At 66.9% G+C, this 24,328-nt stretch carries 23 protein-coding genes and 1 pseudogene; 16 read left to right on the top strand and 8 right to left on the bottom strand.

Annotated elements, in window-relative coordinates; translation table 11 throughout:
- Positions 1 to 15: 15 nt before the first annotated feature.
- From AQZ52_RS10275 to AQZ52_RS10265, 3 genes are read right to left on the bottom strand one after another with little or no spacing between them, the layout of a single operon-like run.
- The gene (locus AQZ52_RS10275; protein WP_169793736.1) at positions 16 to 1,341 is read right to left on the bottom strand and encodes an ankyrin repeat domain-containing protein; all 1,326 of its coding nucleotides are present in this window, start codon (positions 1,339 to 1,341) and stop codon (positions 16 to 18) included.
- The gene (locus AQZ52_RS10270; protein ID WP_067911984.1) at positions 1,334 to 2,671 is read right to left on the bottom strand and encodes a DUF1552 domain-containing protein; all 1,338 of its coding nucleotides are present in this window, start codon (positions 2,669 to 2,671) and stop codon (positions 1,334 to 1,336) included. The genes AQZ52_RS10275 and AQZ52_RS10270 overlap by 8 nt, the downstream gene beginning before the upstream one ends.
- On the bottom strand, positions 2,668 to 5,127 hold the full coding sequence (locus tag AQZ52_RS10265) for a DUF1592 domain-containing protein (protein ID WP_240481585.1): 2,460 nt from the start codon (positions 5,125 to 5,127) through the stop codon (positions 2,668 to 2,670). Before AQZ52_RS10265 ends, AQZ52_RS10270 begins: the two co-directional genes overlap by 4 nt.
- A 318-nt stretch (positions 5,128 to 5,445) precedes the next feature.
- Between AQZ52_RS10265 and AQZ52_RS10260 the strand changes: the two are divergent.
- The 5 genes and pseudogenes from AQZ52_RS10260 to accC form a co-directional block, all read left to right on the top strand.
- Positions 5,446 to 5,697, top strand: a pseudogene (locus AQZ52_RS10260) (3TM-type holin); the annotation flags it as partial.
- 41 nt (positions 5,698 to 5,738) lie between these two features.
- Positions 5,739 to 6,098 carry a hypothetical protein gene (locus tag AQZ52_RS10255; RefSeq protein ID WP_067910066.1) on the top strand — a complete coding sequence of 120 codons (360 nt, stop codon included), beginning with the start codon at positions 5,739 to 5,741 and terminating at the stop codon, positions 6,096 to 6,098.
- 110 nt (positions 6,099 to 6,208) lie between these two features.
- Positions 6,209 to 6,643, top strand: a complete 435-nt coding sequence (aroQ, locus tag AQZ52_RS10250) for a type II 3-dehydroquinate dehydratase (protein ID WP_067910063.1) — start codon at positions 6,209 to 6,211, stop codon at positions 6,641 to 6,643.
- A gap of 108 nt (positions 6,644 to 6,751) precedes the next feature.
- On the top strand, positions 6,752 to 7,237 hold the full coding sequence (accB, locus tag AQZ52_RS10245; protein ID WP_067911979.1) for an acetyl-CoA carboxylase biotin carboxyl carrier protein: 486 nt from the start codon (positions 6,752 to 6,754) through the stop codon (positions 7,235 to 7,237).
- Positions 7,238 to 7,250: 13 nt separating this feature from the next.
- On the top strand, positions 7,251 to 8,597 hold the full coding sequence (gene accC, locus AQZ52_RS10240; protein ID WP_067910060.1) for an acetyl-CoA carboxylase biotin carboxylase subunit: 1,347 nt from the start codon (positions 7,251 to 7,253) through the stop codon (positions 8,595 to 8,597).
- Between the two features lie 79 nt (positions 8,598 to 8,676).
- Here the strand turns inward: accC and gshB are convergent, their stop codons facing one another.
- Genes gshB through rsmI form a run of 3 tightly spaced genes read right to left on the bottom strand, consistent with a single transcriptional unit; the run spans position 8,677 to position 10,843 of the window.
- Positions 8,677 to 9,624, bottom strand: a complete 948-nt coding sequence (gene gshB / locus AQZ52_RS10235) for a glutathione synthase (RefSeq protein ID WP_067910057.1) — start codon at positions 9,622 to 9,624, stop codon at positions 8,677 to 8,679.
- Between the two features lie 23 nt (positions 9,625 to 9,647).
- Positions 9,648 to 9,998 (bottom strand): YraN family protein, encoded by a 351-nt coding sequence (locus AQZ52_RS10230; protein WP_067910054.1) that lies wholly within the window; start codon positions 9,996 to 9,998, stop codon positions 9,648 to 9,650.
- Positions 9,995 to 10,843 carry a 16S rRNA (cytidine(1402)-2'-O)-methyltransferase gene (gene rsmI, locus AQZ52_RS10225; RefSeq protein WP_067910053.1) on the bottom strand — a complete coding sequence of 283 codons (849 nt, stop codon included), beginning with the start codon at positions 10,841 to 10,843 and terminating at the stop codon, positions 9,995 to 9,997. Before rsmI ends, AQZ52_RS10230 begins: the two co-directional genes overlap by 4 nt.
- Before the next feature lie 91 nt (positions 10,844 to 10,934).
- On the opposite strand from rsmI, the gene AQZ52_RS10220 reads away from it, so the two are divergent.
- The 5 genes from AQZ52_RS10220 (at position 10,935) to AQZ52_RS10200 (ending at position 18,031) form a co-directional block, all read left to right on the top strand.
- Positions 10,935 to 12,047 (top strand): penicillin-binding protein activator, encoded by a 1,113-nt coding sequence (locus AQZ52_RS10220; protein ID WP_240481584.1) that lies wholly within the window; start codon positions 10,935 to 10,937, stop codon positions 12,045 to 12,047.
- A gap of 169 nt (positions 12,048 to 12,216) precedes the next feature.
- A complete protein-coding gene (locus AQZ52_RS10215) occupies positions 12,217 to 14,235 on the top strand; it encodes a DNA topoisomerase IV subunit B (protein ID WP_067910045.1) in 2,019 nt (672 codons plus the stop codon).
- Positions 14,236 to 14,306: 71 nt separating this feature from the next.
- Positions 14,307 to 15,149 (top strand): hypothetical protein, encoded by an 843-nt coding sequence (locus AQZ52_RS10210; RefSeq protein ID WP_156424896.1) that lies wholly within the window; start codon positions 14,307 to 14,309, stop codon positions 15,147 to 15,149.
- Positions 15,150 to 15,153: 4 nt separating this feature from the next.
- Positions 15,154 to 16,017: an oxidoreductase gene (locus tag AQZ52_RS10205; RefSeq protein WP_067910040.1), complete on the top strand. Its 864-nt coding sequence runs from the start codon at positions 15,154 to 15,156 to the stop codon at positions 16,015 to 16,017.
- A gap of 112 nt (positions 16,018 to 16,129) precedes the next feature.
- The gene (locus tag AQZ52_RS10200; protein ID WP_156424895.1) at positions 16,130 to 18,031 is read left to right on the top strand and encodes a methyl-accepting chemotaxis protein; all 1,902 of its coding nucleotides are present in this window, start codon (positions 16,130 to 16,132) and stop codon (positions 18,029 to 18,031) included.
- Between the two features lie 58 nt (positions 18,032 to 18,089).
- Here the strand turns inward: AQZ52_RS10200 and AQZ52_RS10195 are convergent, their stop codons facing one another.
- Positions 18,090 to 18,878, bottom strand: a complete 789-nt coding sequence (locus AQZ52_RS10195; RefSeq protein WP_067910034.1) for a hypothetical protein — start codon at positions 18,876 to 18,878, stop codon at positions 18,090 to 18,092.
- A gap of 184 nt (positions 18,879 to 19,062) precedes the next feature.
- On the opposite strand from AQZ52_RS10195, the gene AQZ52_RS10190 reads away from it, so the two are divergent.
- Together AQZ52_RS10190 and AQZ52_RS10185 are read left to right on the top strand one after the other, a co-directional pair.
- Positions 19,063 to 19,908, top strand: coding sequence for an AAA family ATPase (locus AQZ52_RS10190; RefSeq protein ID WP_067910031.1), 846 nt, complete (start codon positions 19,063 to 19,065; stop codon positions 19,906 to 19,908).
- Between the two features lies 1 nt (position 19,909).
- Positions 19,910 to 20,323: a GFA family protein gene (locus AQZ52_RS10185; protein WP_067910027.1), complete on the top strand. Its 414-nt coding sequence runs from the start codon at positions 19,910 to 19,912 to the stop codon at positions 20,321 to 20,323.
- Between the two features lie 43 nt (positions 20,324 to 20,366).
- On the opposite strand, the gene AQZ52_RS10180 is transcribed toward AQZ52_RS10185, so the two are convergent.
- Positions 20,367 to 21,107 carry a glutathione S-transferase family protein gene (locus tag AQZ52_RS10180; protein WP_067910024.1) on the bottom strand — a complete coding sequence of 247 codons (741 nt, stop codon included), beginning with the start codon at positions 21,105 to 21,107 and terminating at the stop codon, positions 20,367 to 20,369.
- Between the two features lie 80 nt (positions 21,108 to 21,187).
- On the opposite strand from AQZ52_RS10180, the gene AQZ52_RS10175 reads away from it, so the two are divergent.
- The 4 genes from AQZ52_RS10175 to AQZ52_RS10160 all read left to right on the top strand — a co-directional run bounded on the left by AQZ52_RS10175 (position 21,188) and on the right by AQZ52_RS10160 (position 24,295).
- On the top strand, positions 21,188 to 21,610 hold the full coding sequence (locus AQZ52_RS10175) for a GFA family protein (protein WP_067910021.1): 423 nt from the start codon (positions 21,188 to 21,190) through the stop codon (positions 21,608 to 21,610).
- Between the two features lie 77 nt (positions 21,611 to 21,687).
- Positions 21,688 to 22,194 (top strand): hypothetical protein, encoded by a 507-nt coding sequence (locus tag AQZ52_RS10170; protein ID WP_067910019.1) that lies wholly within the window; start codon positions 21,688 to 21,690, stop codon positions 22,192 to 22,194.
- On the top strand, positions 22,195 to 23,376 hold the full coding sequence (locus AQZ52_RS10165; protein ID WP_067910016.1) for a vWA domain-containing protein: 1,182 nt from the start codon (positions 22,195 to 22,197) through the stop codon (positions 23,374 to 23,376).
- 142 nt (positions 23,377 to 23,518) lie between these two features.
- Positions 23,519 to 24,295, top strand: a complete 777-nt coding sequence (locus tag AQZ52_RS10160; RefSeq protein WP_067910013.1) for an enoyl-CoA hydratase — start codon at positions 23,519 to 23,521, stop codon at positions 24,293 to 24,295.
- Positions 24,296 to 24,328 lie beyond the last annotated feature (33 nt).

Genomic DNA, 24,328 nt, shown 5'->3' with positions numbered 1-24,328 from the left:
CCTTCTGCTGAACAATCAGTGCGATAGCGCAAGGCTCGCAGGAGCCTTGTCGGGAAAGACGTCATGGAATGCGGCCTGCACCGGGGCAAGTCCGTCGGTCAGGACCTGCAAGGCCGTCTTGCCCTTGGCATCGGGCAGGTCCGCCCGCGCGCCATGTGCAGCCAGCACGCGCAGCATCGCGGGAAGTTCGGGGAAGTATGGCCCACCCGCCAGCATGTGCAGCGCGGTAGTCCTGGTCTTGTCGGCAGCGTTGGCGTCCCCCGCCAGCTCGATCGCCAGCCCCAGCGCGGCCGCGCTGCGCCCCTGTGCCGCCGCGAGCACGAGATTGACACCCGCCCCGTCGACGAAATGCTCGTCCGCCCCGGCGCGCACCAGTTGCCACATCACGTCGGCCTGTCCGGCCTTCGCCGCCGCCATGAGCGCGGTGGTCGGCTGCACCGGCGGGGGCGGCAGGCCGAAATTGGCCTCGGTCACCCAGGTGATCCGCGACGGGCCCGACAGCGCATCGACTTCGGCCCCGCGCTCGAGCAGCGCCGCCACCAGCGTGCCCTGCCCCGCCGCCGCCGCGACATGGAGCGGCCGCCGCCCTTCGCGATCGAGCTCGGAAACATCGCCGCCGCCCAGCCGCACCAGCTCTTCCGCCGCAGCCCAGTTCTTCCAGTAGAGCGCGATCTGCAGCGCGCTCGCCTTTTCCGGCCCGCGATGGGTCACATCGGCCCCCGCCGCGATCAGCGCGGAAGCGGCTTCGGCCTTGCCGCTCGCCAGCGCGAAGAACAGCGGGGTGAAGCCGCCCGAGGTGGCGCGATTGACGTTCGCGCCAGCCGCCAGCAGCGACGCTGCGGCATCCTGCCGCCCGGCCGAGGCCGCCCACATCAGCGGCGTCTGCCCGCGCGCATCCACGCTGTCCGGCACCGCGCCGCGGGCCAGCAGGGCGCGCACCGCGTCCCCATCGGCAAACCGCGCGCACATGGCCAGCGGTGTCACGCCGTCGCTGTTCGTCTGATCGGCCGGTGCCCCCGCGGCCAGCAGCGCCGCGACAATCGCGCCGTTGCCGCGCTCGCAGGCGAGCAGCAGCGGGGTGAGGCCCAGCGCATCGGCGCGCGTGGGCCTGGCACCCGCCTTCAGCAGCAGATCGACCAGCGCCGGATCCTGCGTCTCGACCGCGCGGGCCAGCGCTGTCTCGCCATAATCGAACACGGCGTTGGCATCGCCGCCATGCGCCAGCGCCGCGCCGAGGGCGGCTGCGTCATCTGCCGCTATCGCGCGGGCGATGTCCTCCCCGGTGTGCGCTAGGGCCGACAGCGGCGCGAACGCCAGCAGCAGCGCGGCCAGCCTACGCACGGGCAAGGCCCGCCAGCGGCCCGGTGCTGTCGCCGAACCGCGTCGCCGGCACATCCAGCAGATTGAGCCCCGCCAGCAGCAGGTTCGACATTGTCGTGCCCTTGGCCACGGCCAGATGCCGCCCGCCCTGAACAAGTCCGCCCGCCACGATCACGGGCAGGTCCATGAAATCATGCTCGTTGGAATCGCCGAACGCGCTGCCCCGGATCACCAGCGTCGTGTCGAGCAGCGATCCCGCCCCGTCGCGCGTTTCCTTCAGCCGTTTCAGCGCATAGGCGAAGAATTCCATGTGATAGCGGTTGATCACCGCCAGCTTGGCCAGCTTGTCGGGGTTCTTGCCGTGATGGCTCAGCATGTGGTGCGAATCCGGCACCCCGATTTCGGGATAGGTCCGGTTCGAAATCTCGCGCCCCAGCATGAAGGTGCAGACGCGCGTGAGGTCCGCCTGCATCGCCAGCACCTGCAGGTCGATCATCAGCCGCACATGCTCGGCAAAGTCCGCGGGAATGCCCGCCGGCTGCGCGAAGCTCCCCGCCTCCGCCTGCGGACCCGCCGCCGCGCGCTGGATGCGCTTATCGATGGCGCGCGTCGCGTCGAGGTATTCGTCGAGCTTGCGCCGGTCGTCCGCCCCGAGCCGCCCCGAAAGCCGCGCCGCATCCTCGCGCACATAATCGAGGATCGAGGCTTGCCGCCGCGCCTGCGCCAGCCGGCTGGCGGGATCGAGCGCCTCGCCATCGCCGAACAGGCGTTCGAACACGTCACGCGGATTGGCCGTGACCGGCAGCGGCACCGTCGGCGTCAGCCACGAGATGCCGTTGGTATAGGCGCAGGAATAGTTGATGTCGCAGCTGCCCAGCAGGCTCGCCTGATCGATCCCCAGTTCGAGCGAGGGGATCGTCGTCGCCTCACCCAGCTGCGCGGCAAAGACCTGATCCATCGAAACGCCGCAGCGGATATCCGGGCCTTCGGTCTGCCGCGCATGGGCGCCGGTCAGGAACGCCGGGCAGGAACGACCGTGGCCCGCGGGGCGATCGCCGAACGCAGCCGCCTGCGGGTGCCCCAGCCCGCTCACCACCACCATGTCATTCCGGTAGGGCTCGAGCGGCTTCAGGGTCGGCGGCAGCGCATAATCCGCCCCCGTCGTGGCGGGCCGCCAGGCGTCCATCGTCATGCCGTTGGGCGTGTAGAACACCGAAAGGCGCTTGGGCCTTGCCGATGCCTCTGCCGCGCGCGCCGCCGGGATCATCGCCTCCAGAAACGGCAGCGCCAGCGTGGTGCCCAGCCCGCGCAGCACGGTGCGGCGGCCGAGCGCGGGGCGTTTCACGATCATCGGCGGGGCCTCCATCCGCTTGCCGCGAGCGCGACATTGGTCGGTGCAGCCGGAACCCGCCGCAGGGTGAAGCCCGGGCTCATCACGATACCCCTGATGATCGTCTGCACCCGCCAGTCATCCTTGGCCGCATCGCGCGCGATCGCGCGGACCGCCGGCATGTCCTGCGGCGTGAGGCCCCGCCCCAGCGCATAGGTCATCAGACGCTCGGTGAACGCGCGCGCAAATTCCTCGCGCCGATCCATCAGTATCTGCTGCAAGCCGCTGAAACCCTTGAACGCCGTTCCATCCGCCAGCACCGCGCCCGCATCGATCACCTGCCCCGCTTCCTGCGTCCGCCAGGCGCCCACCGCATCGAAGTTTTCGAGCGCAAAGCCGAGCGGGTCCATCCGCTGGTGGCACGAAGCGCAGGCAGGATTGGCGCGGTGCAGCTCCAGCTGCTCGCGCGCGGTGAGCAGCTTGCCGTCATGCTCGGTCTTGAGCGCGGGCACATCGGCGGGCGGCGGCGGCGGCGGCGAGGCCAGCAGGTTGTCAAGGATCCACTTGCCGCGCTTCACCACCGAGGTGCGGTTGCCATAGCTCGTCACGGTCAGGATGCTCGCCTGCCCCAGCAGCCCGCCGCGCGGCGTATCCGCCGCCAGCGTGACCTTGCGGAACGCCGGCCCGCGCACCCCGCCGATGCCGTAGTGCCGCGCCAGCCGCTCGTTGAGGAAGGTGTAGTCCGCCCGGATGAAATCGGTAACTGGCCGGTTGGCGCTGAGCACATGCGCAAAGAACATCCGCGTCTCGGTCGCCATCGCGCTGCGCAGCGGCACATCGAAGTCCGGATAGGCGGTGATATCGGGCCGCTGCTGGTCGAGATTGCGCAAGTAGAGCCACTGTCCGGCAAAGTTCTCGGTCAGAGCCTCGGCGCGCGGGTCCGCCAGCATGCGCGCGATTTCGGCCGCCAGCACCCCCGGCTGGCTCAGCTTGCCCTGTCCTGCCAGCGTGAGCAGCCGCGTATCGGGGATCGAGCTCCACAAAAACAGCGAGAGCCGCGTCGCCAGATCGTAGGCGGAAATCCGGTATGCGCTGCCGCCCTGCCCGGGCGGCGGGGGTGCCTCGACCGCAAAGAGGAAGCGCGGCGAAACGAGCAGCGCCTCGATCCCGGCTTCCACCCCGCTCTCGAACCCGCCCGCCGCGCGCTCGGCGGCGTAGATCTTCAGCAGCGGCGCGAGGTCCGCCTCGGTCACCGGCCCCCGCCACGCGCGCCGCGCAAGGCCGCCCAGGATGCGCCTGGCGCAGGGTGCTTCCTCGGCCGGGCGCCTCGGCTGGCAGACGAACACTGCCTGGCGGCTCGCCAGTTCGGCATTGCCGCCCGGCTCGAATGGCCCGGCCACATCAAGCTGCAGCACATCGCGCGGGAAATTGTGCTGCGAATAGCGCGGGTGGACGCGGAACGCCGGCACCGTCAGCGTGCCCGCGCGCGCCCCGTCGACCCACACGTCCAGCGGCAGGTCCGCCGGCTGCTCCAGCGGCAGCGGCACATAGTCGGTCGTGTTGCGCACCACCTGCACCGTCTCGTCGGGCCAGGTCTGCCGCCGGAACGAGACGGCGAGGCGATGCTCCCCCGCCTTCAGCGGCACGCGCAGCACGAAGCGGTCCTCGGCCAGCCGGTCGCTTTCGTTGTTGGTGTTGGAATTGAGCCAGACGGCAATGTCATAGGCCCCGTCCCAGCGCGCGGTATAGCGCACCGCGGTGCCCCCGCGCGAGGCCAGCGGCAAATCGGCTCCGGCGCGCTCGTTGTAGGCGGGGATGCCGCTGTTCATCACCGAGCCGTCCTTGGCCACCTGCCAGCTCGTCACGAAATCGCGTTTGGGCAAAAGGCCGGTCGCGGCGCGCGCCGCCTTGCCGGCCACGGCGACATAGCGCTCCATCAAGGTGGGCGAAACGCTCAGCACATCGGCGATATTGTCGAAGCCGAAGCCCGAATTGTCGGGCGGCAGCCCGGCGGCGAAATCCCCCTCGATGCCCAGCAGATCGCGCACGGCATTGGCGTATTCGCGCCGATTGAGCCGGCGCACCGGCGCGGCGCCCGGATCGGGATGCGCGGTTGCATAAAGCGCGCGGCCTTCATCGAGCCAGTTCACGAAATCGGCGCGCATCGCCGGATCCGGCTGCTTCTTCGAATGCGGGGGCATCTCGCCCGATGCCACGCGCCGCAGAATCTTTTCCCAGGCCTCGGCGTTGCGCCCCTCGGCCACATCGCTGGCCTTCAGTCCCTCGACCGAGAGCCCGGCGACATGATCAAAGTCGTTGTGGCAGCGCGAGCAGTAGTCGGCCAGCATCGGCTCGATCACCGCCGCGCGGCGCTCACCCAGTGAAGGGCCGGATTCGGGAACCGCGACGAACGTGACCGGGTCCTCGGCCGCAGCGTAGAGGCACGAGGCAGAGACCAGCGCGCTCAGCGCCAGCACGCCCCGCCCAAAGGAAACCCGCCGCAAAGCCTCGATCAAATGCCTGCCCCCGAAACTGGCCCGAACCTGAACTGCACCACCTGCTTACACCACCTGACGGGCACAGACACTGCCCTATATATCGCAGTGCAGCAGGTCCATTGCCATAAAGCGGACAGGGGCGCGCTATTCTGTGCGCAGGGGCCGCTGCCGCGCGGGGGCCAACCATTTTCCTACATCGGTTTTTGCCGCTATATGGACCAGCGTCCCCGCCCCCTGCCGAAAGGACGCGCCCACATGCCATCCGAGCCCGCCAAGCCTCCCCTTGCGCCCGATCTCGCGCCGTCCACCCGCCGCTATGTCGCGGTCGCCCGGCCGACATTTCTCTACGTCATGTACGCGATGATTCTCTGGGCAATCCCGCTCGGCCTGCTCGCGGCCGTGCGTCCCGCCGCCGCGCGCGGGATGACCGAGGCGATGACCGCCTATTTCGCCGGCCTGCCCGAACCGCTCTATGCGCTCTTCGGCACGGCCTATCTCGGCTACACTGCGGCGCGCCAATGGGGCAAGGTGCGCGGCACGGATGCGTGAAGGTCACCTGCTTGGTTAGTTTCGGGTAAGGTTTGCCTGCTATGACCCTCAGCAGCATGGACGCACACCACCTCCTCTTCGCCCGCAGGCTCCCGTCCCGCCGCATCGCGCTTGTCGGCGGCGCCACCGCGCTGGCGCTGCTCCTTTCCGGCTGCGATGTGGACCGCGTCAACGCGCTTGAGGAGCGGGTCGCCGCGGTCGAGGCCAAGGCCGATGCCGCCGAGAAGAAGGCCAAGGCCGCCGAATCGCTCGCCGTGTCGAACCAGCCGCAGGCCGTTGCGCAGCCCGAACCGGTGATGCAGAACGACGACAATCCCGGCGGCGACGATCCCGCCGCATCGATCGACGACGCCGGCGATCCGCCGCCCCCGCCGCCGATGGCGGATAACGGCAAGGGCTGAGAGGCAGGAGCTGACGGAGAAAGGGCTGACTGGCCGGGGGCTTGCGCGGGCAGGCTCACGCTCTATCAGGGCTCCCACGCAAAACCCTTGTTCCCCGCGCGGAGCCCGCCATGTCCGACATCGTCTTCGTCCTCAACGGCCCCAATCTCAACCTGCTCGGCACGCGCGAGCCTGAGATCTATGGCTCGGCCACGCTGGATGACATCGCCGGCATGCTGGAAGACCGCGCCCGTGAACTCGGGCTCGAGATCGATCTCAGGCAGTCGAACCACGAAGGCCATCTCGTCGATTGGTTGCACGAGGCGCAGGCGGTCGGCGCCAAGGCGGTGCTGCTCAACGCCGGCGCCTTCACCCACACCAGCATTGCCCTGCACGATGCGATCAAGGCGATCCGCACGCCCGTGATCGAGGTCCACCTTTCAAACCCGCACACGCGCGAGGCGTTCCGCCACACATCCTATGTCGGCATGGCGGCCAAGGCGACGATCGCCGGGTTCGGCCCCGTCAGCTACCTCCTCGCGCTGGAAGGCGCACACCGCCTCTGAGGGGCCAAAAGGGCTTTTCCACGCCCGCCCCGCCGGTTTTTCTTGCCTCTGCGCAGCGCGGCGGGCATGGAACCCGCTTTCGATACGTATTCCCGCGAGGACAACATAATGGGGCATGACCGCGGCGACGAGGGCGCCAATATGGCCATCGACAGCGCACTGGTGCGCGAACTGGCCGAACTGCTTTCCGATACCGGCCTGACCGAGATCGAGGTCGAGGACGGCACGCGCAAGATTCGCGTCGCGCGCACGATCACAGCCGCCCCGGTGATGAGCTATGCGCCCGCCCCCGCTGCCGCGCCGGCCCCCGCTGCTCCTGCTGCTGCCGAAGCGCCCGCTGCGCCCGCCGCCGAAACGCACGCCAACGCGCTGCGTTCGCCGATGGTCGGCACCGTCTATCTCACCCCCGAACCGGGCGCTGCGCCGTTCATCTCGGTCGGCGCCACGGTCAAGGCCGGTGACACGCTGCTCATCGTCGAGGCGATGAAGGTGATGAACCCGATCACCGCGCCCACCGGCGGCAAGATCACCGCGATCCTCGTCGAAAACGCGCAGCCGGTCGAATTCGACCAGCCGCTCGTCGTTATCGCCTGAGCGCGCGCAACCCATGGCCATTTCCCGCCTGCTGATCGCCAACCGCGGCGAGATCGCGCTGCGCATCCACCGCGCCGCGCACGAGATGGGGATCGAGACGGTCGCGGTGCACTCCACTGCGGACGCCGACGCCATGCACGTGCGCCTTGCCGACCATGCGGTCTGCATCGGCCCGCCTGCGGCGAAGGACAGCTATCTCAACATGGCCGCGATCATTTCCGCGGCAGAAATCACCCATGCCGACGCGATCCATCCCGGCTACGGCTTCCTCTCGGAAAACGCCAAGTTTGCCGAGATCGTCGAAGCCCACGGCATCACGTGGATCGGCCCCAAGCCCGAACATATCCGCACCATGGGCGACAAGATCGAGGCCAAGCGCACCGCCGGCGCGCTCGGGCTCCCGCTCGTCCCGGGGTCTGACGGCGCGGTTTCCGATATCAAGGAAGCCAAGGCCATTGCGGAGGCCGCCGGCTATCCGGTGATCATCAAGGCCGCTTCGGGCGGCGGCGGGCGCGGCATGAAGGTCTGCACCGGCCCTGACCAGCTCGAAACGTTGATCCAGCAGGCCGGCAGCGAAGCCAAGGCCGCGTTCGGCGATGCCACCGTCTATATCGAGAAGTACCTCGGCAATCCGCGCCACATCGAATTCCAGGTCTTCGGCGATGGCAACGGCAACGCCATCCATCTGGGCGAGCGCGATTGCTCGCTGCAGCGCCGCCACCAGAAGGTGCTGGAAGAAGCGCCCTCTCCCGTCATCTCCGCCGCCGAGCGCGACCGCATGGGCGGCATCGTCGCCAAGGCCATGGCCGACATGGGCTATCGCGGCGCGGGCACGATCGAGTTCCTCTGGGAAAACGGCGAGTTCTACTTCATCGAGATGAACACCCGCCTGCAGGTGGAGCATCCCGTCACCGAGGCGATCACCGGCGTCGACCTCGTGCGCGAGCAGATCCGCATTGCCGACGGCAAGCCGCTCTCGGTCAAGCAGGAAGAGATCGAGTTCAAGGGCCACGCGATTGAGTGCCGCATCAACGCGGAAGACCCGTTCACCTTCGCCCCCTCGCCTGGCCTCGTTACCAGCTACCACGCCGCAGGCGGCATGCACGTGCGTGTCGATAGCGGGCTCTACGCCGGCTACAAGATCCCGCCCTACTACGATTCGATGATCGCCAAGCTCATCGTCTCGGGCCGCACCCGCGAAGGCTGCATCATGCGCCTCAAGCGCGCGCTGGAGGAAATGGTGATCGGCGGGGTGAAGACCTCGATCCCGCTCCACCAGAAGCTGCTGACCGACCCCCACTTCCTCGATGGGGACTATTCGATCAAGTATCTGGAGCAGTGGCTCTCGGAGCAGGCCTAGCCCTCAAAGACCTCCCCATTTTTGCGCAGCACAAATGGGGAGGTGGCCTGCCGCAGACGGGACGGCGGTTTGGTGCGGACTAAACCCGCCCCTCGATCGCATCCCAGATCATCCCCGCCGTATCGGTCCCGTTGAACCGGTCGATGGCCACAATCCCCGTCGGCGAAGTCACGTTGATTTCGGTCAGCCACTTGCCGCCGATCACGTCGATGCCGACGAAGATCAGCCCCAGCCGCTTGAGCTCCGGCCCCAGCGCGGCGCAGATTTCCTGCTCATCCGCTGTCAGCGCGGTCTTTTCGGCATAGCCGCCCACGGCAAGGTTCGAGCGGAACTCGCCCTCGCCCGGCTTGCGGTTGATCGCGCCCGCCACTTCGCCGTCCACCAGCACGATGCGCTTGTCGCCCTCGCTCACTTCGGGGAGGAACGCCTGCACCATATGCGGCTCAGGCCAGGTCTGGTTGAACACCTCCAGCAGCGCGCCGAGGTTCTCGCCCTCTTCCGAAACGCGGAAGATCGCCTTGCCGCCGTTGCCGTGGATCGGCTTCACCACCACCGCGCCATGCTGCTTCTGGAATGCGCGCACCTCTTCCACCGACCGGGTGACTAGGGTTGGCGGCATGAAGCGCCGGTAATCCAGCACCATCACCTTTTCCGGCGCATTGCGCACGCTGCGCGGGTTGTTGACCACCAGCGTCTCGGTTTCGATCCGCTCGAGCAAGTGTGTCGCGGTGATGTAGCCCATGTGGAACGGCGGATCCTGCCGCATCAGCACCACATCGATATCGCGCCCCAGATCGAGCCGCCGCGCCTCGCCCGCCTTGTAGTGATCGCCCGGCACGTGCTGCACCGTCACCGGCACGGCCATGGCCGTCAGCCGGTCGTTCTCGTCGAGCGAGAGCGCGCCGACGTCGTAATGGTAAAGCTCATGCCCCCGCGCCTGCGCTGCCAGCATCAGCGCGAACGAGCTGTCGCCATTGATATTGATCGAATGCAGCGGGTCCATCTGGACGGCAACGCGAAGAGTCATTCGGCTATTCCTGCAACGGCGCGCTATGGCTGCCAGACGTTGGCCATGTGGCGCGGCCAGTGCCCGGGTGCAAGCAGGATCACGTCGATCCGCACATCATCGCCAGCTCCCGCAAACTTCGGCACCAGCGCTTCGGCCGCCCGCGCCACGCGCCGCAGCCGCCGCGCATCGATGGCCTGATCCAGCGCGGCCCCGTTCGCGCGCCACTTCACCTCGATGAACGCCACCGTGCGCCCCTTGCGCGCGACGATGTCCACCTCGCCCGCCCCGATCCGCTGCCGCTTGGCCAGAATGCGCCAGCCGGCAAGCCACAAGTACCACGCCGCGAGGCTCTCCCCGCGCCGCCCCTGCCGCTCGGCCTCCTGCCGGCTCACCCCTTGAGTTCCAGCGCCCGCGCATAGAGCGCCTTGCGGTCCAGCCCATGCTTCTTCGCCACCAGCGCCGCTGCCTTCGACACCGGCAGGTCAGCCAGGGCCGCGATCAATTCCGCGTCCACATCCGCCTCGCCCGGCTTTTCCGCCGCGCCGGGAGGCCCCGCCAGCAGCACGATCTCGCCCTTCGGCGGATGCGCGGTGTAATGCGCCGCAAGGTCCTCGGCCGTCCCTGTCCGGCATTCCTCGTGCAGCTTGGTCAGTTCGCGCGCCACGGCGATCTCGCGCCCCGGCAGCAGGCGCGCCATCGCCTCCAGCGAAGCGACCAGCCGCGGCCCTGTCTCATAGAACACCAGCGTCGCCGGCACCGCCGCCAGTTCGGTCAGCACGTCACCGCGTGCCTTGTCCTTGCTCGGCAGGAAGCCCGCGAACATAAACCGGTCGGTCGGCAGCCCCGCCAGGGTCAGCGCTGCGAGCAGCGCGCTCGCGCCCGGGATCGTCGTCACCGCGATGCCCCGCGCGCGTGCCTCGCGCACCAGCCGGTAGCCGGGATCGGAAATCAGCGGCGTCCCCGCGTCGGAAACCAGCGCCACCGCCCCACGCGTCATCTCGCCCAGCAAGGCCTCGCGCGCGCCGTCGCTTGCGTGATCGTCGTAGCGCCGCATGGGGCGCTTGATGCCGAGGTGGTGGAGCAGCTTGCCCGTAACCCGCGTATCCTCGCATGCGACAACAGCGCAGCGCGAAAGCACGTCAATTGCGCGTCGACTAACGTCACCGAGATTGCCAATCGGGGTCGCAACTATATAGAGACCGGGTTCAAGCGTGGATGTTACTTGGGGCGTATTCATACGCTTACCAATGGACCGGCTACCAGGGAGCGGCAAGTCAATGATGTTCGGAAGCGGTGGGGCAGCGGCAAGGCGCCTCCGGCATTGGGTCGTGTGCGGATCGCTGGCGCTTCTGGCAGGCTGCGCGGTCATCCCCAAGCCCGCCGCGCCCCCGCCGCCGCCCAAGCCCGTCGAAGTGACGCCGGACGCCAATGTCCTGCCCACCGATGCCGGCCGCCACCGCGTGGCCCTGCTCGTACCGATGAGCGGGCCCAACGCGCCGGTCGGCATGGCCATCGCCAACGCCACGACGATGGCGCTGCTCGATACCAATGCCGACAACATCCGCATCACGACCTATGACACCGCGCTCGGTGCCGGGCTCGCCGCCAACAAGGCGATCCTCGATGGCAACCGCCTGATCCTCGGGCCGCTGCTCGCCGATGAAGTGGTCGCCGTCGCCAGCGTGGCGCGGCCGGCCAAAGTCCCGATGATCACCTACTCGAACGACAGCGCCGTGGCCGACCGCGACGTCTTCGTGCTCGGCCAGGTCCCCGCCCAGGCCATCGCCCGCGTCGTCGGTTTTGCGCAGGACAAGGGCGTGAAGGCGGTCGGTGCGATCATCCCGACCGGGTCCTACGGCCAGCGCGTGGCCAGCGCGCTCACCGCGGCCGCGCACGAACGCGGGATCACCGTGACCGCGATCGAAAGCTACGATCGCAGCAACACCTCGGTCACCAGCGCGGTGCGCCGCGTGCTGGCAAAGCACCCGGTCGATGCGCTGCTGATCGGCGATAGCGGCCGCATCGCGCTGATGGCCGCGCCCGCCGCCGCCGGCACGCGGCTGATCGGCACCGAACTGTGGAACGGCGATGCCGCCATCGCCAAGAGCCTGGCCCTGCGCGGCGCGTGGTTTGCCGCGGTTTCAGACAACCGTCTGGGCCGCTTCGATCAATCCTACCGCGCCCGTTTCGGGGCCGCGCCGTCCCGCCTTGCGACGCTGGGCTATGATTCGGTGCTGCTCACGCTCAAGGTCGCGCGCGGCTGGACGCCCGGCACGCTCTTCCCCACCGCCAAGCTCTATGCGCCTGACGGGTTCATCGGGATCGACGGCGTGTTCCGGTTCGAGCAGTCCGGCGTTGCCATTCGCGCGATGGAAGTGCGCGAGGTGGGCGCAGGCACCTTCATCACCGCCAGCCCCGCGCCGGCCAAGCTCGATCCCTGAGCGGCGGCGCAGCGACGCCTCCCCCGCGCGCGCACCGTCTTGTCCTGTCTCGCCCCGGCGCCCCCCTTCCGCGCCGGCAAGGGGCCCAAGGCCTGCACCGGTGGATAATGCCGGATAAGCCCCCCACCCCCATTGCCCCGGGAATCGGGCATGTTCTATAGCCGTTCCCATGTCTGACGACCTGTTCGAACAGCTGCCGGCCCGCAGGCCCGAAGAAACCTACGACGGCTCCGCGATCGAGGTGCTGGAAGGGCTCGAGCCCGTCCGCCGCCGCCCCGGCATGTACATCGGCGGGATCGACGAGCGCGCGCTCCACCACCTCGCCGCCGAAGTGCTCGACAACGCGATGGACGAGGCTGTCGCCGGCCACGCCAACCGCATCGAAGTCACGCTGGAAGAAGGGCCGGACGCCACCGCCGGCAAGATCACCATCACCGACAACGGCCGCGGTATGCCGGTGGACGAGCACCCGAAGTATCCGGGCAAGTCGGCGCTCGAAGTCATCCTCACCATGCTCCACTCGGGCGGCAAGTTCTCCGGCAAGGCCTATGCCACCTCGGGCGGTCTCCACGGCGTCGGCATCTCGGTGGTCAACGCGCTCTCGGTGCACACGCGCATCGAAGTCGCGCGGAACAAGGAGCTCTACGCGCAGGAATTCTCGCGCGGGCTGCCCACCGGCCCGCTCCAGCGCATCGGCGCCGCGCCCAACCGGCGCGGCACCTCGGTCACCTTCATCCCCGATGGCGAGATTTTCGGGGCCGAAGCGCGGTTCAAGCCCGCGCGCCTGTTCCGGCTCGTGCGCTCCAAGGCGTATCTCTTCGCGGGCGTCGAAATCCGCTGGAAATGTGCGCCCTCGCTCATCGCGGGGACGGACATTCCCGCCGAAGCCGTATTCCAGTTCCCAGGCGGCCTTGCCGATCACCTCGCCGAACAGGTCGCGGGCCGCGAATGCGTGACCACCGTTCCCTTCACCGGCAGCCAGGATTTCCCCGCCGGTCCGAACGGCGAGGAAATGGGCCGCGCCGAATGGGCGATCGCCTGGCCTTTGTGGTCGGATGGCTCCTACAGCTGGTACTGCAACACCATCCCCACCCCCGATGGCGGCACGCATGAGGCGGGCCTGCGCGCCGCGCTCACCAAGGGCATCCGCGCCTTTGGCGAACTCGTCGGCCAGAAGAAGGCCAAGGACATCGCGCCCGAGGACATGCTGACGGGCAGCGAGATCATGCTCTCGGTGTTCATCCGCGATCCCCAGTTCCAGAGCCAGACCAAGGACCGCCTCACCAGCCCCGAGGCCGCGCGCATGGTCGAGGCCGCGATGCGCGATCACTTCGACCACTTCCTCACCGACAATATGGAGCGCGGCAAGGCCCTCCTCGGCTCGGTGATGGAGCGCATGGACGAGCGCCTGCGCCGCAAGGCGGAGCGCGAGGTCAAGCGCAAGACCGCCACCAACGCGCGCAAGCTGCGCCTTCCCGGCAAGCTCACCGATTGCAGCGGCGAAGGCAGCGGCGAGACCGAACTGTTCATCGTCGAGGGCGACAGCGCGGGCGGCAGCGCCAAGCACGCGCGCGACCGCAAGACGCAGGCGATCCTCCCCATCCGCGGCAAGATCCTCAACGTCGCCAGCGCCAGCGCCGACAAGATCCGCGCCAATGCGGAAATCGCCGACCTCGCGCTCGCGCTTGGCTGCGGCATGCGCAAGGACTGCAATGCTGATGCGCTGCGTTACGACCGCGTGATCATCATGACCGACGCCGACGTCGACGGCGCGCATATCGCCACCTTGCTGATGACCTTCTTCTTCCAGGAAATGCCCGAAATCGTGCGGCGCGGGCACCTCTACCTCGCCCAGCCCCCGCTCTACCGCCTCACCAGCGGCGCCACATCGGTCTACGCCAAGGACGATGCCCACCGCGCCGAGCTGGAAGCGACCAAGTTCAAGGGCAAGAAGGTCGAGGTCGGCCGCTTCAAGGGCCTTGGCGAGATGAACCCGCAGCAATTGCGCGAAACGACGATGAACCCCGCCTCGCGCAGCCTGATCCGCATCACCCTGCCGCCCGAATACGAAGGCCGCGCCGCGGTGAAGGACCTCGTCGACCGCCTCATGGGCCGCGACCCCGCCCAGCGCTTCATGTTCATCCAGAACCGCGCGGGCGAACTCGATCCGGAACTGATCGACGCGTAGAAAATCGCCGTGACTTCGCAAAGGCGAAAGCTAAGCTGAGCACCGATCTTGCACGTGGAGCTGCATCAGAGATGACATGGTCTGGCTGGAATACCGGCAAATTTCTCGGTTTGACGTTGCTGCTGGCGCTGGCCGGTTGTTCGGAAAAGGCACCGGAAGCACCCTATGAAGCTCCCAGCGTATCGCCCAAATCGGCCCCTGGGGTCGCATTTACTTATTACTATGACTTCCTTCTTCCCAACACCGCTGTTGCTTCCATTCAGGAACAGCACGCTAGCGCCTGCGAAAAGCTCGGACCTGCACGGTGCAGGATCAAAGGTCTCGAATTCCGTGTCGGTCGCGGCGAGGATACCCGGGCAAGCCTTGATCTGCTGCTTGACCGCGATCTTGCGCGCAGCTTCGGCAAGGAGGGCGTTGCCGCTGTCGTCCAAGCGGGCGGGCAGCTCTCCAGCCAGACGATCACCGGCGAAGACCTTGCCCCTAAGCTGGCACAGGCCGCGCAGGCTGCCGCGGAAGCAGAAGCCCGGCTGATAGAAATCGACCAACGCCTCAAGCAGCCCGGCCTTGGCGATCGGGAACGGACTCAGCTGCAGGAGGAAGCGTCGACACTGCGGCGTGACAAATCCAATGCCAAGGTGAACACGAGCGACGCGCAAGTGCAGCTCGCCAGCACTCCCATGCACCTCCACTATCAGGGCATCGCCGCACTGGCGATCAGCGACAATCCCTTCGCCGGTGCGATCGAAGCCATGATGTCGAGCGGGCGGATGATGGTCTGGACCGTCCTGCTCGGCCTCGGTACGGCGGTGCCCTGGATCCTGCTGCTGCTTGCTTGCCTGCTTGTCTGGCGGCTGCCTTCAGTGCGGAGACTGATCGCCATCGTCAGCGGGACAAAGCCGCCCACCAAGGAATAGACCAATGACCCACCCCACCACCCATGCCCTCGGCCGCTTCACCGTCAATCGCATGGGCTACGGCGCCATGCAGCTTGCCGGCCCTGGTGTTTACGGCCCGCCCCGCGATCCCGCCGAATGCGTGGCCGTGCTGCGCGAGGCGGTGGCAAGCGGGGTCGATCACATCGACACCAGCGATTTTTACGGCCCCGAAGTCACCAACCAGCTGATCCGCGAGGCGCTGGCACCCTACCCTGAAGGCCTTGTCCTCGTCACCAAGGTCGGCGCGCGGCGCGGCTCCGATGCCTCGTGGATCATGACGCCCGAGCCGGCGGCGCTGGTCGAGCAGGTCCACGGCAACTTGCGCAACCTCGGCGTGGAGGCGCTCGATGTCGTCAACCTGCGCATCGGCCATGCCTTCAGCACCGACGAGACCAGCCTGGCGGAACGGTTCGGCGCGCTCATGGACCTCCAGCAGCAGGGCAAGATCCGCCATATCGGCCTCAGCAACGTGACCGCCGCACAGATTGCCGAGGCCCGCGCCATCGGCGAGGTTGCCTGCGTGCAGAACGCCTACAATCTCGTCCAGCGCACGGACGACGCGCTGATCGACGCCTTGGCGGCAGACGGCATTCCTTATGTCCCCTTCTTCCCGCTCGGCGGCTTCTCCCCGCTCCAATCGGTCGCGCTCGATGCCCATGCGGCCCGGCTCGGCGTCACGGCGATGCAACTTGCGCTCGCATGGCTGCTCCACCGCGCGCCCAATGTGCTGCTGATCCCCGGCACGTCGTCGCGCGCGCACTTGCGCGAAAATCTCGCGGCGACGCACATCGCGCTCTCGGCGGACGACATGGCCGGACTCGACGCGATCGGCGCGCCCGGGGTCTGAGCCGTTGAACCGGCTTTAACCGCCCCTTCCGGGTTTCACCCTAGCCTCTGCCAAACCGCCTTGCAGCCTCCCCGCGTCTAGAACGGGTCCGATATCCGCCGGGCAGTCCCGCGTGGCGGCAGAGACGGGCTCACTCGGCATGGAATATCTCAGGAACGCTCCGATCGGACGCAAGCTCGCGGTGATCTTCGCGGTGCTGTCGCTGGTCGTGGTCGCCGCGATCGGCACGATGGTCTGGCGCATGAGCGTCATGCGCGGCGCCGAGATTGAAATCGCGGAGGATCACGTCCCCCAGGCGCTTTCGGCAGACAACGTGAACAACGCCATGGCCGAGTTCGAGAACGCCCTGCGCGCCCACCTCCTCGCCGCAGACAAGTTCGAGCGGGCCGATGCCGAAGCGGCCATTGCCAAGAACCAGAAGATCATCAGCGCGGAGACCGCCGCGTTCGAGGCGACCGATCTCGATGACAAGGAAAAGGCCTATCTCAAGGCCTTCAAGGCGGGCTGGCAACAGATGAGCCAGGACACCAGCCAGATCATCCAGCTTTCCTCCGAAGGCCGCACCGCCGAAGCGCTCGCCCGCCTCGCCACCTCGAACGAGCCGGTCGAAGTGACCACGAAGGCGCTGACGGACCTTTCGGTTTACCAGAAGCACCATATCGACGAAGCCGGCCAGCAGGCGGCGATGTCCTATCAGGTCGCCATGTGGACCGGTATTCTCACCGCGCTTGGCATGCTGGCCACGCTGGGCGGTATCTACCTGATGATGGTACGCCTCGTCGCCCAGCCGGTCGGCCAGATCACCCACGCCATCCAGAACCTTGCCGATGGCCGGCTCGATAGTTCGCTTCAGGTGCCCAATACGCGAGACGAAGTCGGCGCGCTGGGCCGAGCGATGCGCGCTCTTCAGGATCAGCTTGCCCGCGCCGAAAGCAGCAAGGCCGAACAGGTCGAGCTCATCGTCAGCACGCTCGGCGCGGCGCTGGCAAAGTTCAAGGAAGGCGACCTTTCCGCCCGCGTCACCGCCGCGCTGGAGGGCCCCTTCGCGCGGCTCAAGACCGATTTCAACGCGATGGCGAGCGAACTCGAGCAAGTCATCGGCTCGGTCGCCGGCACCGCCAGCAGCGTCCAGACCGGCTCGACCGAAATACGCGCCGCCTCCGACGATCTCGCCAGCCGCACCGAACAGCAGGCAGCCAGCCTCGAATCCGCCGCCAACGCCATGCGCGACGTGACCGCCAAGGTCGAGCAGAGCGCGCAGAACGCCGGAGCCGTGCGCGAAACCATCGTGCGGGCCACCGACCGCGCCAATGCCGGCGGCGATGTGGTCAAGCGGGCGGTCGGCGCGATGGATTCGATCGTCGAAAGCTCGAAAACGATCACCCAGATCATCGACCTCATCGATGGCATAGCCTTCCAGACCAACCTGCTGGCGCTCAACGCCGGGGTCGAGGCCGCGCGCGCTGGCGAGGCGGGCCGCGGCTTTGCAGTCGTCGCCAACGAAGTCCGCGCACTGGCCCAGCGCTCGGCAGAAGCCGCACGCGATATCAAGGGCCTCATCAGCAGCAGCGCGCAGCATGTCGAGATGGGCGTCCAGCTCGTCGGTGAAACCGGCGAGGCGCTCGATGCCATCATCACCCAGGTGGCCGAGATCGGCGCGCTGGTCGAAGGCATCGCCACCGCCGCGGTCGATCAGGCGGCGAGCATTTCCAAGGTCAACGTGACCATGGGCGAGCTTGACCGGATGACCCAGCAGAACGCCGCGATGGTCGAGGAAAGCGCCGCCGCATCGCGCAATCTTTCGGGGCAGGCAGCCAATCTCGCCAATCTCGTGACGCGCTTCCGGGGCGGGGCGATCAGCGCCTCGACCGGCACGGTCGCGGCCCCGCCGCCTCCGCGCCACACCCCGGCGGCCAAGGCTCCTGCTCCGCGCCCGCTTGCGGCTGCCGCGCCCGCACCCGTCCACGGAAACCTCGCGCTCGACTTCGAGGAGGACAACTGGTCCGAATTCTGAGCCAAGCCCTTGGCCCCCGCGCCTTGTGCGAAGGTGCGGGGGTCCGGCCGGTCAGGTGCTAGTCCTGACCGGCCACCCCGCCTGCGGCGGCCTTCGGTGCCTTCCAGTCGAAGCGGATGCTCACCCACGCGCCGACCATGACCTTGCCGTCCACGCGCGGCGGCCGCACCAGGAATTGCCATGCCGCCTGCCGCAGCGCCCGGGCCAGACCCGATCCGCGCGGGCTCTCATCCATCTCCCGGCAATCCTCCACCCGGTTGCGCTCCACCGTGTGGCACATGATCATCGCCCAATCGCCGGTCCCGCCGCCGCGCACCGCGCGCATGTAGGGCGAAAGCTCGGCATCGGTCGGCTCGCGCACCCATTCCGCATTGTAGACGCGCGCGCCGCCCGGACCCGCGCCGTTGCCCTCCGCGCTGCCTGCCCCGCCGCTCGCCGCGCCCGCCGCACCGCCGCCGCCCGCCGGCTTGATCCGGCTGATGTCGGCCTTGGCGATGTCCTCGCGGCTCAGCTTGATGAAGCCCGGCGGCCATTCGACCTGATTCTTGCTCGGGATCTCGACATGCGGCGGCAGTTTGGGCGGCGGCGTGGTCACCGTCTGCACCTGCTCCTGCTTCACGTCCTGCTTGGGCGCGGCCTTCTGCTTGTCCTTGTCGGCCGAGGGCGGGGCGATGTTGACCGCCACGAGCTGCCCGTTTTCCGCGCTGCCACCGCCGACAACGCCGGTCATCATGACCAGCACGGCGATGAGCGACACCCCCACCAGCACCGCCAGCACGAACGAAACCGCCCGGTCGCGGCGCGACGGAGCGTAGCGCGCGGGGCTTACGGTGGCGGCAGCTGGCATCGCGCATCGCCTACACGCGGCGGTGCGGGGCGGCAACGGGCCGGCGTGGAATCAAGTGTCGCTTCCCCGCATCCCTGTGGCGGTTCAGCCCACTTGCCTTCCGCTCTCTGGCCTTCCGCCTCTTGTCAGCCCCGCCTGCACGCCCTATCCGTTAAGCAACCGGTTAAGAAGGTCGAGGATGTCCATGCGCTTTGAAGGCACCAGCAACTACGTCGCCACCGATGATCTCAAGGTGGCAGTCAACGCCGCGGTGCTGCTGCGCCGCCCCCTGCTGGTGAAGGGTGAGCCCGGCACTGGCAAGACCGTCCTCGCGCATGAAATCGCCAAGGCTGTGGGCGCGCCGCTGATCGAGTGGAACGTCAAGTCCACCACCAAGGCGCAGCAGGGCCTCTATGAATACGACGCGGTCGCCCGCCTGCGCGATGGCCAGCTCGGCGATCCGCGCGTGCACGAGATCTCGAACTACATCCGCCGCGGCAAGCTGTGGGAAGCCTTCACCTCGCCGCAGCTTCCCGTCCTGCTGATCGACGAGATCGACAAGGCCGATATCGAGTTCCCGAACGACCTCCTCCAGGAGCTCGACCGGATGAGCTTCGATGTCTACGAAACGCACGAGACGATCGCCGCCAAGGAGCGCCCCATCGTCGTCATCACCTCGAACAACGAGAAGGAACTGCCCGACGCGTTCCTGCGCCGCTGCTTCTTCCACTACATCAAGTTCCCGGATCGGCAGACGATGCAGTCGATCATCGACGTGCACTTCCCCGGCATCCAGAAGACCCTTGTCAGCAAGGCGATGGATATCTTCTACGAGGTGCGCGAAGTTCCCGGCCTCAAGAAGAAGCCCTCAACGTCCGAACTGCTCGACTGGCTCAAGCTCCTCCTCAACGAGGACATGCCGCTCGACGTCCTGCAAAACCGCGACCCGACCAAGGCGATCCCGCCCCTTCACGGCGCGCTGCTCAAGAACGAGCAGGACGTGATGCTGTTCGAACGCCTCGCCTTCATGGCGCGGCGGCCTTCGAACTGAGGTGAACCATCCCGGCGGATGCCTCTGCGGCGCGGTGCGCTTCACCATCGCGGCCGATCCCCTCGGCGCACGGATGTGCTGGTGCCGCGATTGCCAGCGCATCGCCAGCGGTTCGGCCACGGTCAACGTGCTGTTCCCGGAGGAAGCCGTTTCGATCACCGGCGATCTCGGGCTGTTCACAATGATCGCGGACAGCGGCAACACCGTGGAGCGCGGCTTCTGCAAGGTCTGCGGCAGCCAGATCTACAGCCGCACCGTCACCCCCACCGGGCTACCGATGCGCGTGCGCGCGGGCACGCTCGACAACCCCGAACTCTGCCCGCCCACCGCCGCGATCTGGACGGAAAGCGCGCCGAGCTGGGCGCCTATCCCGGAAGGCATGCCGAAGCACCCCAAGGGCCCACCGCCGGTTTGAATAGCCCTCTCCCCTTCAGGGGAGAGAGCCTCAAATTCCAACTTCAATCCCGCGGGCCCAGCTGCTCCAGCTCCACTTCGGCATACATCTGCTTTACCGCCGGGCGCGCCTTGATCTGCTCGATCCAGCGCACCAGACCCGGCGTCTTCTCGGCGCTCACAAACTCCGGAAAGCCTAGCTGCATCCCGTTCGCGATGGCGAAGTTGCAGATATCCGCCAGCGTATACTGCCCCGGCACCAGCCATTCATGCTGCCTGAGGTGCGCATCCAGCCGTTCCACCGAATAGCCGATCTTGCGCATTTCCTCGTCGAGCAGGTCCTGCGGAAAGCCCTCGCGTGCGCGGCGCCACTTCACCTGCTGCTCGACCACGGGAATGGCTTTCACCTTCTCCTCGAACTCCGCGTCGGAAAGGCTCTTCACCATGTTGCCCACATAGCGGTGCCAGCCGATAGTCGAAACGCACCAGCAGAAATACTCGTCCACCCACTTGGTCCAGACCCGCATCTGCGCCTTGCCCCACGAGGTCTCGGGCCGCAGCTTGACCTCGGTCGGGTACTCGTCCTCAAGGTACTCGCATATCACCGTGCTTTCGGTGATCACGTGGTCGCCATCGACGAGAGCGGGCACCTGCCCGCGCGGGTTGATCGCCTTGAACCAGTCGGTATGGTGCTCGAATTTGGCAGGATCGAGCCGGTTCTTCTCGAACGGCAGCCCCTTCTCATAGAGTGTGAGGAGCGGCTTCAACGAGTTGGCAGCGGGTCCGAAACTGTAGAGCTTGAGCATGGTTGTGGGTGTCCTCTCCGATTGCCGGCAGCCTACAAATTGTATGTGTACCTAACAATACCAAATGTGAGGGACTTGCCATGGCCTATACCGGACGCTGCGCCTGCGGGGCCGTCACCGCCACCATCGCCGCCGAAGCGCCCATCGCGGTGCGTCAGTGCTGGTGCCGCCAGTGCCAGCAGGTCGCCGCCGGCGCGCACACCACCAACGCGATGTTCCTGACCGCCGACGTCACCATCACCGGCACGCTCGGCACCCATGCCTACACCGCCGCCAGCGGCAACACCCTCACCCAGTCGTTCTGCGCAGCCTGCGGCACCCCCGTCATGGGCCAGGTCTCCGCCCGCCCCCAGTTCCGCACCCTGCGCGTGGGCTTCATCACCCCGCCGCACGACCTCACCCCGCAAATGGTGATCTGGACCGACGACGCCCCCGCCTGGGCGGTCTTTCCCGAAGGTATCGAACGCCACGCCAGGCAGCCGCCCCCGCCGCCCACCTCGTAAGGCTTGCCCAAGCCCGGCATTCCCCTTAATCACCCGGTTAACGCGCGGATGAGACCGCAGCTCACGAAGGGCAATTTATGCCGATGCGTCCATTGAATGCGGTTGGTCGAGCGCTGAATTTCGGCTTCATCCGCACGCTCCTGATCGCAATGAGCACCCTGCTTTTCGCGACGGACGCGCAGGCTGTGACCCACAATCCATACGAAATCACGTTAGGCATCTTCAAGAATGATGTCATTGAGATACTTGGAGAACCTGCAGATAAGCAATCAGATGCATCCTGTTGTTCGGACGAGCAGTGGAATTACAACCAAGGGAAAATTTTTTTCTGTAAGGGGCGGGTAACTGCTGTTCAAATTGAACTTAGCCCTAACCTAAAGACATTCATCAGAGCAATTGAAGAAGAAAAAAAGGCGAGAGGCGAGCCAGAGTTTTCGTTCGATAGCATGATTGGAGGAAGAGTTAAGGCCGATTGGAGAATTGAGCCCTATCGCCACCTTTCAATCTCATTGGATGGAAACCCTTACAATAGCTCGTTACACGTCGATCGTTGGCTCCAAGACATCAAACCGTGTGAGAAATAAATGTTCTTCAACTTCATCGACGAGCTGCGCGCGGCGGGCATTAAGGCCAGCTTCAAGGAGCATCTCACCCTGCTCGAAGCGCTCGACAAGGACGTGATCGAGCAGACGCCCGAGGCATTCTACTACCTCAGCCGCGCCACCTTCGTGAAGGACGAGGGCCTGCTCGACCGCTTCGATCAGGTGTTCAACAAGGTCTTCAAGGGCCTGCTCACCGACTATGGCCAGCGCCCGGTCGACATTCCGGAAGACTGGCTCCGCGCCGTCGCCGAGAAGTTCCTCAGCGAAGAGGAAATGGAGAAGATCAAGGCGCTCGGCTCGTGGGACGAGATCATGGAGACGCTCAAGAAGCGGCTTGAAGAACAGAAAGAGCGCCACGAGGGCGGCAACAAGTGGATCGGCACCGGCGGCACCAGCCCGTTCGGCCACGGCGGCTACAACCCCGAAGGCGTGCGCATCGGCGGCGAGGGCAAGCACGGCCGCGCGATCAAGGTCTGGGAAAAGCGCGAGTTCGCCAATCTCGACAACACCAAGGAGCTCGGCACCCGCAACATCAAGATCGCGCTGCGCCGCCTGCGCCGCTTCGCGCGCGAGGGCCATGCCGACGAGCTGGACCTCCCCGGCACGATCGAAGGCACGGCGAAGCAGGGCTGGCTCGATATCCGCATGCGCCCCGAACGGCGCAATGCGGTCAAACTGCTCCTGTTCCTCGACGTCGGCGGCTCGATGGATCCGTTCATCAAGCTGGTGGAGGAGCTGTTCAGCGCCGCCACCGCCGAATTCAAGAACATGGAGTTCTTCTATTTCCACAATTGCCTCTACGAAGGCGTGTGGAAGGACAACAAGCGCCGCTGGTCGGAACGGACCAACACCTGGGACATCCTCCACAAGTACGGCCACGACTACAAGATCGTGTTCGTCGGCGATGCGGCGATGAGCCCCTATGAGATAAGCCACCCCGGCGGCTCGGTCGAGCATTTCAACGAGGAGGCCGGCGCCGTCTGGCTCCACCGCGTCGCGCAGACCTATCCTGCCACGGTCTGGCTCAATCCGGTGCCCGAGAAGCAGTGGAACTATTCGCAGTCGACCAAGATGATCAAGGATCTCGTCGGCGGCTCGATGTTCCCGCTCAGCCTCGAAGGCCTCGACGGCGCGATGCGCGAGCTGACCCGCAAGAAGCACTGACCATTCTTCCCCGAGCCTGTCCCGGGGAGGGGGACCGCCGCCGCAGGCGGTGGTGGAGGGGTAAATGCGGACCGCAACAAGCCCGACTTGATCCCCGCCCGCACAGGCGTAAGCTGCCCCGAAACAGGAGAGGTCGCCGCTCATGTCCGACAACGAAATCCTCACCAGCGCCCGCCGCGGCACCCGCGTCGATCTCACCCTCAACCGCCCGCAACAGTACAACGCGCTCAGCGAGGACCTGCTCGCCGCGCTCAAGGCCGAACTGACCAGCCTCGCCGCCGATCCCACGATCGCCTGCGTCGTCCTCTCCGGCGCGGGCAAGGCGTTCTGCGCCGGGCATGACCTCAGGCAGATGCACGGCCAGCGGCGGCTGGATTACTACCGCACCCTGTTCGCCGCCTGCGCGGATGTGATGGAAGCCATCGTCGCGCTCCCCGTCCCCGTCATCGCCCGCGTCCACGGCATCGCCACCGCTGCCGGGTGCCAGCTCGTCGGCGCCTGCGATCTCGCCATCGCCAGCCAGGACGCCCGCTTTGCCGTCTCGGGCATCAATGTCGGCCTGTTCTGCTCGACGCCCGCGGTCGCGCTCACCCGCAATGTTCCCGCCAAGCCCGCGTTCGAAATGCTGGTGACGGGCGAATTCATCAGCGCACACACCGCCGAGGACTGGGGCCTCATCAACCACGCCGTCCCTGCCGAGCAGCTCGATGCCCGCATCGACACGCTGGCGGCCACCATCGCGGCCAAGAGCCCCGATGCCATCCGCCGCGGCAAGGCGCTGTTCTACGCCCAGCGCGAAGTCCACCGCGCGGAGGCCTATGCCCTCGCCGCCGAAGTCATGGCGCAGAACATGATGGACGAGAACACCGCAGAGGGCATCGAAGCGTTTCTGGAAAAGCGCGCGCCGGTCTGGCGCTAGGCACCATAATGGTCAGGGTTCCGGTTCCGGCGT

It is taken from the genome of Novosphingobium fuchskuhlense (assembly GCF_001519075.1).
GTDB classification, from domain to species: Bacteria; Pseudomonadota; Alphaproteobacteria; order Sphingomonadales; family Sphingomonadaceae; genus Novosphingobium; species Novosphingobium fuchskuhlense.
The sequence above is the reverse complement of the archived record's forward strand: the minus strand, read 5'-3'. Positions and strand labels throughout refer to the sequence as shown.